The sequence below is a fragment of the Flammeovirga pacifica genome (assembly GCF_000807855.2).
Taxonomy (GTDB): Bacteria; Bacteroidota; Bacteroidia; order Cytophagales; family Flammeovirgaceae; genus Flammeovirga; species Flammeovirga pacifica.
The window spans coordinates 3809758-3824957 of sequence record NZ_JRYR02000001.1; the positions used below are offsets into that span (position 1 = coordinate 3809758).

Consider the following 15200-nt stretch of genomic DNA (forward strand, 5'->3'; position numbering starts at 1 on the left):
TCGTATTTCCCCTTATTACCTATTAGTTATAACCTATTAGTTATTTCTATTGTGCTTATACCATATAGAATTTAAATATTTTAATAACATTCAACTAAAATCATTTACCCGTTGTATTAAAAATGTAACGTATTTACCTCAAACTATTACTATAACTCAATATCAGCTATATCCTACTGCTATGAAATTTTTAAAACTACTATTATTTTTTTTGTGTATGCAGTTTTCTTATGCACAAGACGACACAGATTGTGTTCATATTTCACAGGCTGATTTTGAAAATACATTAAAAAGCTTGACTGTTTTAAACGAAGAACAATATCTGAATGAAGTAAAAATATATACTGAAAAGTATTGTGTGAAAATCGAAAATGTACATATGATATCAGAACATTTTTCTGAAGACAACGATCGTATGGACTATTTGTTATTTGCCTATCATTTTGTAGAAGATTGGTCAAATGCTGATGAATACTCCTACTATTTTGAGGATGAATTAAACCGTGAAAGTTTTATTAATTATGTCAACAGTTTTCAATCAGAAATGGCTGAAATGCATCAAAGTGTGAATGAAATAAATAATGCTCCTGTAAGTACTAATGAAGAATGGAATGAATCTGTTTTAGATGAAGCAGCAAAAGTAGTTTATGTGAAAGATTATCGAGGAAAAATAGGTGCAAATATACCAATGAATACCGACGATTATATGGCATTAAAGTTTACTTTGCAAAAACAAAACTATGATCACGAACGAATAGAAGTATATAAAAGGATTATCAATGGTAAAGGGTTATCAGTTGATCAACTGAATGGAATTATGAGATTGTTTTCTTTTGAAAATGATAAAATGAAAGTCCTGAACAGTTCCTTGTCTTCAATTTATGATTTGGATAATTTAGGTAAGATTAAAAATAACTTTGTGAATTTATTCCATAAAAATGAAATAGATAAAATCACAAGTAATGATTTAGTAAAATACACAGTTGAGACAATTCCTAAAGATGAAAACATTGTTTATCAACAAAACTAAGACACAATGTTGATAACTTATCCATAAAACATAATAAGCACAAAATTATTTATTAGTATGTTGATAGTATCAACACAATAAATATAATATCAACATATTTTACGGTTTAAAATAATTGATTAACATGTGATAATTAACACTTAGGAGATATTGGTTCAGAAAAATAGAGAAAAAGAAGGGGTTCATTTATATGACCCCCATATTCTTTTATAAGATGATGTATTCACAATTTTAGAAATATGAACTATTTATCCTCTTTATTTTTATTCGCTAATTGTCCACATGCAGCATCAATATCTTTACCTCGACTTCTTCTAACATGAACATTAACTCCTTTATTTGATAAGTAATCTGCAAATTTCTGAATTTTATCTACTTTAGCATTAAGGAAATCAGCTTCAGAAATAGGGTTATATTCAATGATATTTACTTTTGATGGTAAGTGCTTAGTAAATTGATATAACTCTTCAGCGTCCTTTAGACTATCATTAAAGTTATTGAAAACAATATATTCATAGGTAACAGGATTCTTTGTTTTACTGAAGTAGTATTTTAAAGCATCCCTCAATACATCTAAAGTATTTTGCTCATTGATAGGCATAATTTTATTACGCTTCTCATCGTTGGCAGCATGTAATGATAAGGCAAGGTTAAATTTTACTTCATCGTCCCCTAACTTTTTGATCATTTTTGCCACCCCTGCAGTAGAAACAGTTATTCTTTTAGAAGCCATTCCTAATCCATTTGGAGAAGTAATTTTTTCTACTGATTCCATCATATTTTTATAGTTCAATAGTGGTTCTCCCATACCCATATATACTATATTGGTAAGACCAGTATTGAAGTTATCTAATGCTTGTTGATTGATAGCTACAACTTGATCGTATATTTCAGATGCATCTAGATTACGTTTTCTATCCATATAACCTGTAGCACAGAAAGAACAAGTTAAAGAGCAACCCACTTGAGAAGAGATACAAGCGGTCATTCTTGGTTCTGCAGGAATAAGTACGCCTTCAACTAAATGTTTATCGTGTAATTGAAATGCAGATTTGATTGTACCATCGCTACTTTTTTGAGATTTAAAAGTAGTTACAGGTAAAATTTCAAAATTTTCAGAAAGTAACTCTCTAGTTTTTTTAGATAAGTTAGTCATCTCATCAATAGATTTGGCAGAGTTTTTCCATAACCAATCTTGGATTTGTTTTGCTCTAAAGCCCTTTTCTCCATTTTCGGTAAGAAAATCTTTGATCTGATCTTGAGATAATTTTCGAATATCTTTTTTACCTGACTTAATCATGGTATTTATTTTTTAGAAATGAGATGAAATAAAAAGGAAGGGAAACTAAAAACCCGAACCTCAGTGCGAAGTTCGGGTTTTTAGTTTAGAAAGAAAAAACTATTAAGTTTTAATGGATTATTCCATTGAACTTAGTTTCTCATCAATCTTTTTCATGTTCTCTTGATCACCAGTTTGGTAGTAGATCTTAAGAAGTAGTTGTAAATATTTAGGCTCGTCATTTCCAACTTCAGCAGCTTTCTTAGCATAAGGAACAGCTTTGTCAGCTGATTCTTTTTTAGCAGTCTCTAACTCTTTTGCTTTTGCAGCATCGATGTATTGACCTGTACCTTTAGTTGGTAATTCTTGCAATTGTGCATTGTAAGCAACACTTTGGTTGTAATACAATCTTGCAAGGCTATAAAGAGCAGTAGTATTTTCACTATCTAATTCTAAAGCTTTTTTATACTCACCAATTGCAAGGTCTGTATATTTTTGCTTATGATCAGCTTCTTCTGACATATCAGTTGCTTGATCATAAAGTTGAGCTAACAACAATACAGCAGCAGCATCTTTAGGATCTTTAGCGATATTAGCTTTTGCAGAAGCGATAGCTTCATCCATTTTGTCTAATTTCAAGTAGTAGATAATCATACTTCTTGATAAATCAGCATCATCAGCGTTGTATTTTAAACCTTCGATACAGATATCTAAAGATTCTTGGTAGAATTTATTAGCTTCTAATTTTAAAGCATCAATCTTCTTGTTAGCTTCGTCTAATTTAGTTTGAGCAGCAGCTACTTCAGCTTGTGCTTCTTCCATTTCAGCTTTAGCTTGTTTTGCTCTAGTAGATGAGTTAGAAGTTCTTCTACCACCACCTGTAGCATAATACTCGTATCTTTCTTTAGAAGATTCAACAGTTTTTGAAGATCTTTCAATTGTGTTTTCAGCTTCTCTAACCTCGTATCCTAATTCGTCGATAGAACCTTCGATATCTGAAACACCTTGTGAAGCGTAGTATAACAATTGCTTGTAGTATACAGCATCATTCATTCCTAAAGAGAATAATACTTTAGCATACTTAACTACTTCGTCTTGTAAAGCTTTGATTTCAGCATCATCATCAGTATCGTTTAAGATATTGATTGTTGCGTATAAAGCATTTTGAGCAGCAGTTGTATCTGTTTTAACTCTTAAAGCTAAATCAAATTCTTCTTTTGCATTTTTGAATTCTTCTTCTTGCCAAGCTAATGCACCTTCATTAATGAAGAAGTTGTAGAAGTTACTAATCTTCGACAATTTTGGTTGCATTGTAATTGGGTCAATTTGATCTGGCTGATCTACCCAAATAGCTTTATATACTGGAGTTTCTTTTCCTGTAACCTCTTTATTACTTTTGATTTCGTTATATGCAGATAACACTGAATCTATAGCAACTGTTACTTCTTCTGTAGAAGCTTCCTTATCTTGTGCTAATTTTGTATAGATATCACCTTTAATATCTAACGTTTTATCTTTAGCAATTACTGGAGACTTACCTTTACTTGATAATTTGAATTTCTCATAAGTAACAGCTTTGTTAATCTCTGCTTGAGCTTCAGTCATTTCACCTTTAGTCAGGTAAGCAGCTGCTTTTGATGCAGAACCTTTTTCCTGAGCTAATGCAGCAGTACTAGAAACAGCAGCTGTCAAAGCAGCAGCGGCTAGAATTTTCGTAAATTTCATAGAAATATTATATGTTATATAGCTTAGAATACAATAATTTATTCCTCAACACGCAAACATAATATTTTCAAATTACATTTTTGATGATGTTAAGCATAAATTTTCTATCCTTACTTAACTTCTAACGATTCTTCTAGGTCTTTTAGTTCTTTAGATCTCTTTAATAAAAGTGAAGCATTGTAATAAGTTGTTAAGGCCTCTTTATTTTCTTTATCTAATAAGTAGGCTTTTTTGGCATTCAAATAGGTGAGATTTAGATAGAATTTAGCTTTTTTTCTTAGGTCTGATTTATGAACATTTTTATACTCTTCTTTTTGTTTATTTGAGTTCCAATTCATTATCACTTTTTGAATTTTCATAGCTTCTATAAATTGTAACTGACTGATATTCAAGTATGAATCTAATCTAGTAGGACTGACATTTATAGCTCTTGTGTAAAATAGCATCGCCTTATTAGGGTTTCCCAGCGATTCGTATAACATTCCTACATTCATTAAAGATTTTTCGTCATACGGATATTTTTCGATCAAAGGTAAAATCAGAGATAACCCTTTATTATACCAATGTTCTCTAACACAGATACCTAAGCCTCGATAAACTAATGAATAATGAATAGGATACTTCTTTAAACCTTTGTCTACTTCTTCAATTGCTTTTTTAGGATTTTTTAAACTTTCATAATAAAATGCTCGACTTTCGAATACTTCAATACTGTCATAATTAACTTTTAATAAAAGGTCTGAGTAATCTAATGCCTTTTGGTAATCTTGAGTTAATTCCGCAGCAATCATACTATAGCGAAGATTAATCGGGTCGGTGGTATTAATGAGAATAGCTTGTTTAAAGAAGTAGGACGCTTTAATAATGTTCCCTTTTATAAATTGTGCTGTTCCTTCAGTAATCAAATTGTCATAAAAGCGATTTAATTCAGCCTTTGCGTATTTATAAAAAAGTTGACTACTATCGCTATAACTTAAAATTTTTTGGTACCAATAAATAGTGTTTTCTGTATACTCAGTACAAACATCAATGGTAGTTGAATCACTGCAGTCTTCGTTTAAGGCCAAGATAGAATAGGATTTAGCTCTAAGTGAAAACATTTCCATTTCACCTTCTTTAGTTAAAGAAATACTCTCTAAAGTATCCAAATAATTTAATGCATCATTACAACGATTTTCGTTGATAGAATATCTTGAAAGCTTTAAAAGTCTTTCTTGCGAACTACTACTTGACTGCCCAAATGTTATGGAACAAAATATCACAAGTAAGTATTGTATGATGATCAAAGTATTTATTTGAGGCATAAATGGACTACTGCTTTGTTTTCTTTATGTAATTTAAATCAATAGAAGGGAAATAAAAAAGGCAACCACAAATGTAGTTGCCTTAATAAAGAACTTTTTATAAAAATTAGTCTTCAGAAGTTTCACCTTCATTCGATTCATTTTCATTATTTTGATTTTCTGAATTGTTACCCTCTTCTGTTGAGTTTTCAGGAGTAGTATTTTCTTCAGATTCTTCATCTTCTAGAATAGGTACAATTTCAACAGAAGAAATTTCATCACTATCGTTCAATCGGATAGCTTTAACACCTTGTGTTGCTCTACCCATGATACGGAAGTTAGAAACTGCTGTACGAATTGTAATTCCTTCTTTAGTGATAACGATAAGGTCATCCGATTCTTCAACCGAGAATAAAGAAGCAAGTTTACCTGTTTTATCAGTTACTTGCATTGCTTTAAGACCTTTACCACCACGGTTAGTTCTACAAGGGTATTCATCTAACTCAGTACGTTTACCGTAACCATTTTCAGAAATAACCATCAATGATTTAGTTTGTGATTCTATTTCTTCTTTAGAAATACAAGCCATACCAACCACTCTATCGTCATCTCCTTTTAGAACAATACCTTTTACACCTGTAGCACCTCTACCCATAGATCTAACGTTACTTTCGTCAAATCGAGTAGCCATACCCATACGAGTAGCAATTACAACATCATTTTGACCGTCAGTCAACATAACGTTGAATAATTTATCGCCTTCGTTAATATTGATTGCATTGATACCGTCTCGACGAGGTCTAGAATAAGCTTCTAGCACTGTTTTCTTCACGATACCTCTCTCAGTCAACATCATTAGGTAATGATTATTGATATAATCTTGATCGTTTAGGTTTTTAGTACAAATTACAGCTTGTACTTTTTCTCCTTCACGGATGTTCAATAGGTTTTGTAGAGGTCTACCTTTAGCGGTTTTAGAACCTTCTGGTAAACGGAATACTTTCTGCCAGTAAACTCTACCTAAGTTAGTGAATAACAATAAGTAGTTATGATTACTTGCAACGAACATATGTTCAGTAAAGTCATCGCTTTTCGATGATGCTCCTCTTGAACCTACACCACCACGACCTTGAGATTTAAAATCTATAAGCGGAGTACGTTTGATATAACCTTCATGAGAAATAGTAATTACCATTTCTTTATCTTCGATTAAATCTTCGATATCTAGATCATCTGCATTGTATTCAATACGAGATCTTCTTTCGTCTCCGTACTTTTCTTTTACTTCAATTAAGTCTGATTTAATAATACCCATCTGACGTTCACGTCTTGCCAAGATATCTCTTAAATCTTCTACTAAAGCAACTACTTCTTTGTGTTCTTCAATGATTTTATCTCTTTCAAGACCAGTTAATCTTTGAAGACGCATATCAAGAATGGCTTTTGCTTGAATTTCGCTAAACTCGAATTTAGCGATCAATTCTTGTCTTGCGATTTCACCATCTTTTGATGCTCTAATTAAAGCAATTACTTCATCCAAATTATCTAATGCTTTCAAGTAGCCTTCTAAAATATGAAGTCTTCTTTCTGCTTCGTCCAATTCGAATTGAGTTCTTCTAACTATTACTTCATGACGGTGTTCCACATAATGATGGATCAAGTCATAAAGGTTTAGTGTCTTTGGTCTACCCTTTACTAGTGCGATATTGTTTACACTGAAAGAACTTTGAAGTGCCGTTTGCTTGAATAAGTGATTCAATACAACGTCAGGCACAGCATCTTTTTTCAATTCATAAACAATACGAATACCGCTTTTATCTGATTCGTCACGAATAGCAGAAATACCCTCAATCTTCTTATCATTCACCAAGTCGGCAGTCTTTTCGATCATATTTGCCTTGTTGACCATGTAAGGGATTTCAGTCACTACAATTTGTTCGCGACCAGAAGGAAGTGGTTCAAATGCAGTAACTGCACGCATTACCACTCTACCTCTACCAGTTTCTAACGCTTTCTTTACACCGTCATATCCATAAATGATACCTCCTGTAGGGAAGTCAGGGCCTTTGACAATGTCAGTAAGCTCATCCATTTGGATATCAGGGTTTTCAATATATGCGATAATAGCATCACAGACCTCATTCATGTTATGAGGTGCCATGTTAGTAGCCATACCTACGGCAATACCTGATGAACCGTTAAGTAATAAGTTTGGAATTCTTGAAGGTAAAACTGAAGGTTCCTTCAATGAATCGTCAAAGTTAGGTTCAAAGTCTACGGTATTCTTTTTGATATCAGAAAGCATTTCACCTGCAATCTCCTTCATACGCGCCTCAGTATAACGCATTGCTGCTGGAGAATCACCATCAATTGAACCGAAGTTACCTTGTCCGTCCACAAGCATGTAGCGTAATGACCATGGTTGGGCCATACGAACCATCGTGTCGTAAACAGATGAATCACCATGTGGGTGATACTTACCAAGAACTTCACCTACGATTCTTGCTGATTTTTTATACGGTCTGTTATAGCTTAGTCCAAGTTCTGCCATACCGTACAACACACGCCTGTGTACAGGCTTAAGACCGTCTCTAACATCAGGAAGTGCACGAGATACAATCACCGACATTGAATAATCAATGTAGGCACTTCTCATTTCATCCTCTATGTTAATAGAGATGATATTTTCGTCTGCCATGTATATTTATTGATATGTTTTCAACACAAGAAAAAAGAAGAAAAAAATCCTTCTTTTAAGAGTATGCAAGATACAAAAATAACGCTTTAAAAAAAGGAAAAAACGCCCTTAATTTCTATCGTTTGAAGCGAATACCTCCACTTTTTCCCAGAGTTGATCTTATACTCAGTTGACGCTTCTTTTTTCCAGCTTTAATTGCGATCGCCATAGTGTTTGGAGGTTCTTTTCCAAGGTTGTGCGCATAGAGGATTAAAACGTTTTCTTTTCCGGGTTCATATTTTATTTTTAGCTTTTTCTTTTTAGCAGTGAGTTCATATTCTTGAAGCACAGGTTCTCCATTCCAAAATAGAGATACCACGTCTCCATCTACTGTTTTATCATCCCAAACAGATAAACTAATTTCATAAGAAGTGATATATATAGACGATTGTACTACAGTAGGTCTTTCCTCATAAATGAGTTTTTCTTTCACTTCTTTTACTTGAATTTCTTCTTGTTTAGGAGGTGTTACGACTGCTACAGGAGCAACAATTACTTCAGAAGTGTCTTCTTTTACATCTTCTTCTTCTGGAGTAGAAGGAATATGAATTAAGGAAAGATCATCTAGGTAGATATAACATTGCGGGTCAACATCATAGTTGATGTATTTAATGTCCGTTTTGACATCATCTAAAAAGTTACCTATTGTCATGTATTTATAATCTCCTTCGGCTACATAAGTAAATGTAATTTTCTTCCAATCTGTAGTGTAGAAAATATCATCAATTTGATATTGAGGAGTAACCATTAAAGGTTCATAAACATATTGTCTAATTTTATTATCAGAAAAATAGACTCCAAAACCATTGGATGCAATTGCTCCAAATGCTACTTGATTTCCATTTTTAATATAAGCGGTAAACTGATATGTCTCTCCTTTTTTTAAAGTTTCGTTCAATTTTACAGAAGCATATTCACGATAATCATTTACTCTTTGCATATAAGAAATTATACCTAATACAGATGTTCCCGTTCTAGGTTTAAAACTATCTTTGATGCCATTAAGAGGCTGTTTTTCATTAATAAACAAATGATCTGGAGTGCCATATAAAGATTTTGGCTTAGAAGTATTAGCATTAAACCAATCCTCTAGATTATCTAAATAAGCATGTCCTCGAGTTTCTTCATGAAATTTTTCGAAGCTTGGATTAGGTATTAAATTTTGAGCATGTAAAGTTGTAATGGTAAAGAATAAACCACATGCTATTATTAGGTGTTTGAATAATTTAGCCCTCATATTTTCCTATCAATAAAATTCAATCAAAGATAGGAAAATAATATCAAGCCCTAACTACTGCATAGTTTTCATGTTCGTGTACATTAAGTTTTCTAGAGATTTCTCCATTTTTTAGTTTTATAGTTAATATATAGTCTCCTAGCTGTAATAGAGAAAGATCGAAAACATCACTTTGTCCTTGAGTAGAAAGGATTGAGTGTCCTTGTGTACTATTGACACAGATTTCTATAATTTGATTTTTTAATTCGTTGTATGTACTTAAGTTATGTTGAGGAGAAGGGGATTGTATGCATACCACATTTTTTTCATGGTTACTCAACTCTATATTCGTTCCGAATAATGCTGATGTCACCAATAGTGAAGCAAGGCGTTCTGATTTAATTTTCATAGTAAGTCGTTTTGAGTCAAAAATTTGGGTATAGAATTTTATAATTTATTGATATAAAGATATTTAAAAGGTTCCATAGTTGTCTTTTTTTCACAAAATAGTGATGTAATCTATTAGAATTGGTAAACCTTTCTTTAGTATAAATGAATATAATAGTCTTATCTAAGGAATTTTATAGGATTGATCATGTTAATCAATACCAAATTGGCTAAGAAATACCATATTAGGTTTTATAATGTATAGGGTTTTATCAGGGGAAATGAGAGTAACTACTGTTATAAACTTGACGTCTTACATGAACTTAGTATTGAGTAAAAAAAATGAGAGAACCTTTCGATTCTCTCATTATATTAAATATCCATTGGATTTTATTCCTTAGGCTTTTTCTCTTCTTGTGATTTCTTTTTGATGGTTACATCTAAAGATTCTCCTTTACCAGAGTATTCGGCAACAATAATATCACCTTCTGCTATATCTCCTCCGAGAATAGCTTCTGCCATTGGATCTTCAAGGTATTTCTGTATTGCTCTATTTAAAGGTCTAGCACCATATTGTGGGTCATAACCTTTTTCAGAGAGAAAATCCTTTGCTTTTTCAGTAATCTCAATACCATATCCCATTGCATAAACTCTTTCAAATAATTTAGAAAGTGAAATATCAATGATTTGATGGATATGTTTTTTCTCAAGAGAATTAAAAATGATTACATCATCTAAACGATTTAAAAATTCAGGAGCAAATGCTTTTTTCAAAGCTTTTTGAATTGTCGCCTGCATTTCGGCATCTTGATTTTCTGCTTTTTTAATCGTGTTGAAACCAATACCAGTACCGAAATCTTTAAGATCGCGAACACCAATATTAGAAGTCATAATGATTACAGTATTACGGAAATCAACTCTTCTACCTAAACCGTCAGTTAAGATACCATCATCTAAAACTTGTAATAATAGGTTGAAAACATCAGGGTGTGCTTTTTCTATTTCATCTAATAGCACGACTGAATAAGGCTTACGACGAATTTTTTCAGTCAATTGACCACCTTCTTCATACCCAACGTAGCCCGGAGGCGCTCCAACTAATCTAGATACGGAGAATTTCTCCATGTACTCAGACATGTCGATTCTTACAAGAGAATCTTCTTTATCAAATAAGTGAGAAGCTAGAACTTTTGTAAGTTCTGTCTTACCAACACCTGTAGGACCTAGGAAGATAAATGAACCGATTGGTTTTTTGGGATCTTTTAAACCTACTCTAGTACGACGAATAGCTTTGGCAAGTTTTTCAATTGCTGCATCTTGACCGATTACTTTACCTTGTAAATCATCAGCCATTTTCATCAATTTCTTACCTTCAGATTGTGCTACTCTGTTTACTGGAATACCAGTCATCATAGCTACAACTGCTGCTACATCATCTTCGGTTACAGGATAGATGGTTTCATTGGTTTCCTTTTCCCACTGTTCTTTAGCAGTATCAAGGTCTTCCAATAATTTCTTTTCTGTATCTCTAAGTTTTGCAGCTTCTTCGTACTTCTGACGTTTAACAACTTTATTCTTTTCTTCTTTGATATCTTCGATCTGCTCTTCAAGCTTTACGATATTATCAGGAACATGAATATTGTTGATATGTACTCTAGCACCTACTTCATCAAGTACATCAATAGCTTTATCTGGTAGGAAACGATCACTGATATATCTATCAGAGAATTTCACACAGGCAGCTAAGGCTTCTTCAGAGTAGTCCACATGGTGGTGTTGCTCATATTTGCCTTTAATGTTGTTCAAGATTTCGATTGTCTCTTCTGGTGTAGTAGGATCTACCATTACCATTTGGAAACGACGTGCTAAGGCTCCGTCTTTTTCAATATATTGTCTATACTCATCAAGAGTAGTAGCACCAATACATTGTATATCACCTCTTGCTAACGCAGGTTTAAACATGTTCGAGGCATCTAAAGAGCCCGATGCACCACCAGCACCAACAATTGTGTGAATTTCATCAATGAAAAGGATAACTTCTGGAGCTTTTTCTAGCTCGTTCATTACCGCTTTCATTCTTTCTTCAAATTGACCACGGTATTTAGTACCTGCAACTAAAGAAGCAAGGTCTAGAGTAACTACTCTTTTACCAAAAAGTACACGAGATACTTTTTTCTGAACAATTCGAAGTGCTAAACCTTCGGCAATGGCTGTTTTACCAACACCAGGTTCACCAATTAATATAGGATTATTCTTCTTTCTTCTCGAAAGCACCTGCGCTACGCGCTCAATTTCTTTGTCACGACCGACAATGGGATCCAATTTGCCTTCTTCGGCATAACTTGTTAAGTCACGTCCAAAATTGTCTAAAACAGGTGTTTTAGATTTTTCAGAGCTCTTTGATGATTCTGGTCGTGAGCTCCATGAGCCACCACCTTTTGCTTGTGGGTCGTCATCATCTGTACTCGATGATGCTTTTGGGTTTTGATTTTCTCCTTGGAATTCGATCATTTCTTTGACAACATCATAGTTTACATCATAACGCTGTAAAATTTGCGTGGCCAAATTATCCTCATCTCTTAAAATAGAAAGTAACAAATGCTCTGTTCCGATTAAAGATGATTTAAAAATTTTAGCCTCTAAATATGTTATTTTAAGCGTTTTTTCTGATTGTCTGGTTAATGGGATGTTTGCGAGGTTCTTCACATTGAAATTAGCTGTACTCTTAGTCGATTGCTCAATAGCATCTTTCAAGTCGTTTAATTTAACATTAAGCTTTTTCAATAATGTGATCGCATATCCCTCACCCTCACGAATCATACCTAGTAACAGATGTTCAGTACCAATGTAGTCATGTCCAAGACGCAAAGCTTCTTCTCTACTAAGTGAGATGACTTCCTTTACACGGTTTGAAAATTTTGCCTCCATGGTTTGGGAATTTAAATTATAATTATTCTAATATCGAAAATATAAGATACAGAATTTAGAAGCATTTATGAAATAATGTGAAAGTTAATTTCTTATGATTAATGGATTAATCGTTAGAGTCGTAAATTCTGTTACTTAAAATAAAGCATATATTTTTTATTAAACAATATTAACGCTCTATTAATTTACTGTTTTGTGATTTTAATAGAATAATTGCATTAGGTCCTTCACAGAATAAAAGATCTAAAATACTTAAGTTTTTTTCGAATTTATCTCCAAATACCTGAATATAAGTTTGTTGGCTAATAAAGGTATTAGAATCGGTTTTTGTTACCTTATTTCTCAAGTCTAGTAGATCACTTTCTACATTTTTTTGATAAGAAGTGGTTGCTTTAATTTCGATTTTGAGTCCTAATAGCTTACTTATCAATTTTAGTAATTCAAAATTGAAATCAAAAAGAGTTTCATAGGGAGTGGTGAGGACACTTTCAATCTCTTGACTATAATATTCAAAATAGGGAGATCTACCATAAGCGGTTAGTATACTTCTCCAATGTTTCACTCCAAAGTGAGTAGTATTATCTAATTTCACTTTTCTAAGAGGTTTCCCTTTATTAGCACCAACAACGGGTACTGTTAATCGATCTACTTTTTGTGCTGTTTTTATATAGCAACGATTACGAAAACTTTGTTTTTGAAAATTTTCGAACTTTTCTAAGTATACCGTATCTGCTTTTGCTAATAGGGTAAAGTACTCAATATTAGGAAAGTAATGAAGATCAATTAATACCTGCATTGTGGTGCTAATAATTTTATTTTTTTGATGATGTAAATTAGAATCTGAATTTCAAATAATGAACATCATGACCTAATTCAGTAAATTGCTTTTCGTAACGAGTTACAATTCCATGGTGTTCTTCTAGTAAATCTGATTCATAAAGGTCGAATGTAACGGCTTCAAGTTGTATTTTTTCGGCCACTAAAGTTTCAACAGAATACTCAAATAATGGTTTACTGTCTGTTTTGAAACGTACTAACCCTCCTTCTTTTAATAGGTTTTTATACATCTTTAAAAACCTTGGATGAGTCATTCTTCTTTTTGCATCTCTATCTTTTGGCCTAGGATCAGGGTGTATAATCCATATTTCATCCACTTCGCCAGCTTCAAAATATTGTTCTAAATTCTGAATATGGATTCTTAAGAAAGCGGCATTGGTTAAGCCTTTTTCATCAACAACGTTGCCCCCTTTCCAAATACGGTCACCTTTAATATCTACACCGATGAAGTTTTTATTAGGATAGACTTGAGCAAGCCCTGTAGTATATTCACCACGACCACAAGCTAATTCAAGGACTATTGGATTGTTGTTTTTAAAAACATCTTTTCTCCAATTGCCTTTTATATTTTCAAATAGAGGTTTTCCAGGCTCTACTATATAATTACGAGATTCGTTTTCTGCGAACTTTTTTAATTTTTGGCGTCCCATTATTTTTTGAATTTCTTTCTATTAAATGATAGATTCTTTTTCGACTATTTTAAGATAACTGATGATGTCACCTTAGATGTTAAGAAATTGAATTTGATCACTTTCGAATCGCGAATTTACAAAATTGAAAACAAGCATGTATTATAATGTTGATATGGATAGGGCTGATATTGGGAAATATTCGGTTTTTTGTTGTATTTTCATTCCAAATTTGTGATTTATCAGCCTCTGTTAGCTAATTGCTAATTTTTGATGATGATCATTGTAAACTTTATTACAAGCCGCTTATTAAAATTATATGGCCAAAGTAATTTCTTTCGCTACCCAAAAAGGGGGCGTTGGCAAAAGTACTTTATTGATGTTAACCGCATCAGCAGTACACAATAGAACAAAGAAAAAGGTATTAGTAATTGATTGTGATCCTCAAAAATCTGTGAAAGATATTTATGCCACAGAAGGAGCGGATAAAGAGCAGTCTTACGATGTTATTGCCTTTAATTGGAAACAAGCCCGATCAGAGGAGAACTTTGATAAAACGCTAGCATTAGCGGAAAAAAAATATGATGTCATCTTTTTAGATGTACCCGGAAGAATTGAGGGAAAAGAAATATATTTCTCTGTTTTAGTTTCTGATATAGTTGTTGTTCCTGTAGTAGCAAGTGTGTTAGATATGAGAGCTACAATCCGTTTCCTAAAAACATTACCCATGATTAAGGAAATGAAAGAGAAGCAGGGGTATAAATTTGATGTCTATGGAATTGTGAATAAAAAAGATCAAACGGTAGAGCATCAAAAATTAAAAGAGCTTTCAGGAATAGGAGGGATGGAATTTTTCTATTCTCCAATATCTAATTTGGTTCGTTATAAAAGAGGAATTTCAACCGTTTATGATATAACAGACCCTGGATTGAAAGACGATGAATTCAATCAATATTTTGATGAATTTTGTACTAAATGCTTATTCTAAGATTGGATAATCTTAAAAAATAAATAAACCCCATCTCCAAAAGAGATGGGGTTTTTGCTATGTTGTAACGTCCTAAAATAAGTTGACTAAATTGTAATAAATTTATGTCAAACACCAGAAAAGCAAAATCTTCAGAATCCCCAATATCTTACAGCTTATCA

Annotated in this window: 12 protein-coding genes; 3 read left to right on the plus strand and 9 right to left on the minus strand. The window is 32.8% G+C overall.

Going from position 1 to position 15200, the window contains the following annotated elements; genetic code table 11:
- Window positions 1-217 precede the first annotated feature (217 nt).
- Window positions 218-1030 carry a DUF4476 domain-containing protein gene (locus NH26_RS14940; protein ID WP_044229518.1) on the plus strand — a complete coding sequence of 271 codons (813 nt, stop codon included), beginning with the start codon at window positions 218-220 and terminating at the stop codon, window positions 1028-1030.
- Window positions 1031-1274: 244 nt separating this feature from the next.
- Here the strand turns inward: NH26_RS14940 and rlmN are convergent, their stop codons facing one another.
- From rlmN to trmB, 9 genes are all read right to left on the minus strand, one after another.
- Window positions 1275-2330 (minus strand): 23S rRNA (adenine(2503)-C(2))-methyltransferase RlmN, encoded by a 1056-nt coding sequence (gene rlmN / locus NH26_RS14945; protein WP_044229521.1) that lies wholly within the window; start codon window positions 2328-2330, stop codon window positions 1275-1277.
- Between the two features lie 117 nt (window positions 2331-2447).
- Entirely contained in the window at window positions 2448-4034 is a 1587-nt protein-coding gene (locus NH26_RS14950; RefSeq protein WP_044229525.1) for a tetratricopeptide repeat protein, read from the minus strand.
- Window positions 4035-4144: 110 nt separating this feature from the next.
- The gene (locus NH26_RS14955; RefSeq protein ID WP_044229528.1) at window positions 4145-5338 is read right to left on the minus strand and encodes a tetratricopeptide repeat protein; all 1194 of its coding nucleotides are present in this window, start codon (window positions 5336-5338) and stop codon (window positions 4145-4147) included.
- A gap of 106 nt (window positions 5339-5444) precedes the next feature.
- Window positions 5445-8015, minus strand: coding sequence for a DNA gyrase subunit A (gene gyrA, locus NH26_RS14960; protein ID WP_044229531.1), 2571 nt, complete (start codon window positions 8013-8015; stop codon window positions 5445-5447).
- 115 nt (window positions 8016-8130) lie between these two features.
- Complete coding sequence (locus NH26_RS14965) at window positions 8131-9291, minus strand: hypothetical protein (protein WP_044229533.1); 1161 nt, start codon at window positions 9289-9291, stop codon at window positions 8131-8133.
- A gap of 43 nt (window positions 9292-9334) precedes the next feature.
- Window positions 9335-9679 carry a hypothetical protein gene (locus NH26_RS14970; protein WP_044229537.1) on the minus strand — a complete coding sequence of 115 codons (345 nt, stop codon included), beginning with the start codon at window positions 9677-9679 and terminating at the stop codon, window positions 9335-9337.
- A 368-nt stretch (window positions 9680-10047) separates the two neighbouring features.
- Entirely contained in the window at window positions 10048-12585 is a 2538-nt protein-coding gene (locus tag NH26_RS14975) for an ATP-dependent Clp protease ATP-binding subunit (RefSeq protein WP_044229540.1), read from the minus strand.
- A 169-nt stretch (window positions 12586-12754) separates the two neighbouring features.
- Entirely contained in the window at window positions 12755-13381 is a 627-nt protein-coding gene (locus NH26_RS14980; RefSeq protein ID WP_044229543.1) for a WbqC family protein, read from the minus strand.
- A gap of 37 nt (window positions 13382-13418) precedes the next feature.
- Window positions 13419-14072, minus strand: a complete 654-nt coding sequence (gene trmB / locus NH26_RS14985; RefSeq protein ID WP_044229546.1) for a tRNA (guanosine(46)-N7)-methyltransferase TrmB — start codon at window positions 14070-14072, stop codon at window positions 13419-13421.
- 298 nt (window positions 14073-14370) lie between these two features.
- Between trmB and NH26_RS14990 the strand changes: the two genes are divergently transcribed.
- On the plus strand, window positions 14371-15039 hold the full coding sequence (locus NH26_RS14990) for a ParA family protein (protein WP_044229549.1): 669 nt from the start codon (window positions 14371-14373) through the stop codon (window positions 15037-15039).
- 96 nt (window positions 15040-15135) lie between these two features.
- Window positions 15136-15200, plus strand: a 65-nt coding sequence (locus NH26_RS25855; protein WP_394331098.1) for a hypothetical protein, incomplete at its 3' end; no start/stop codon positions are given.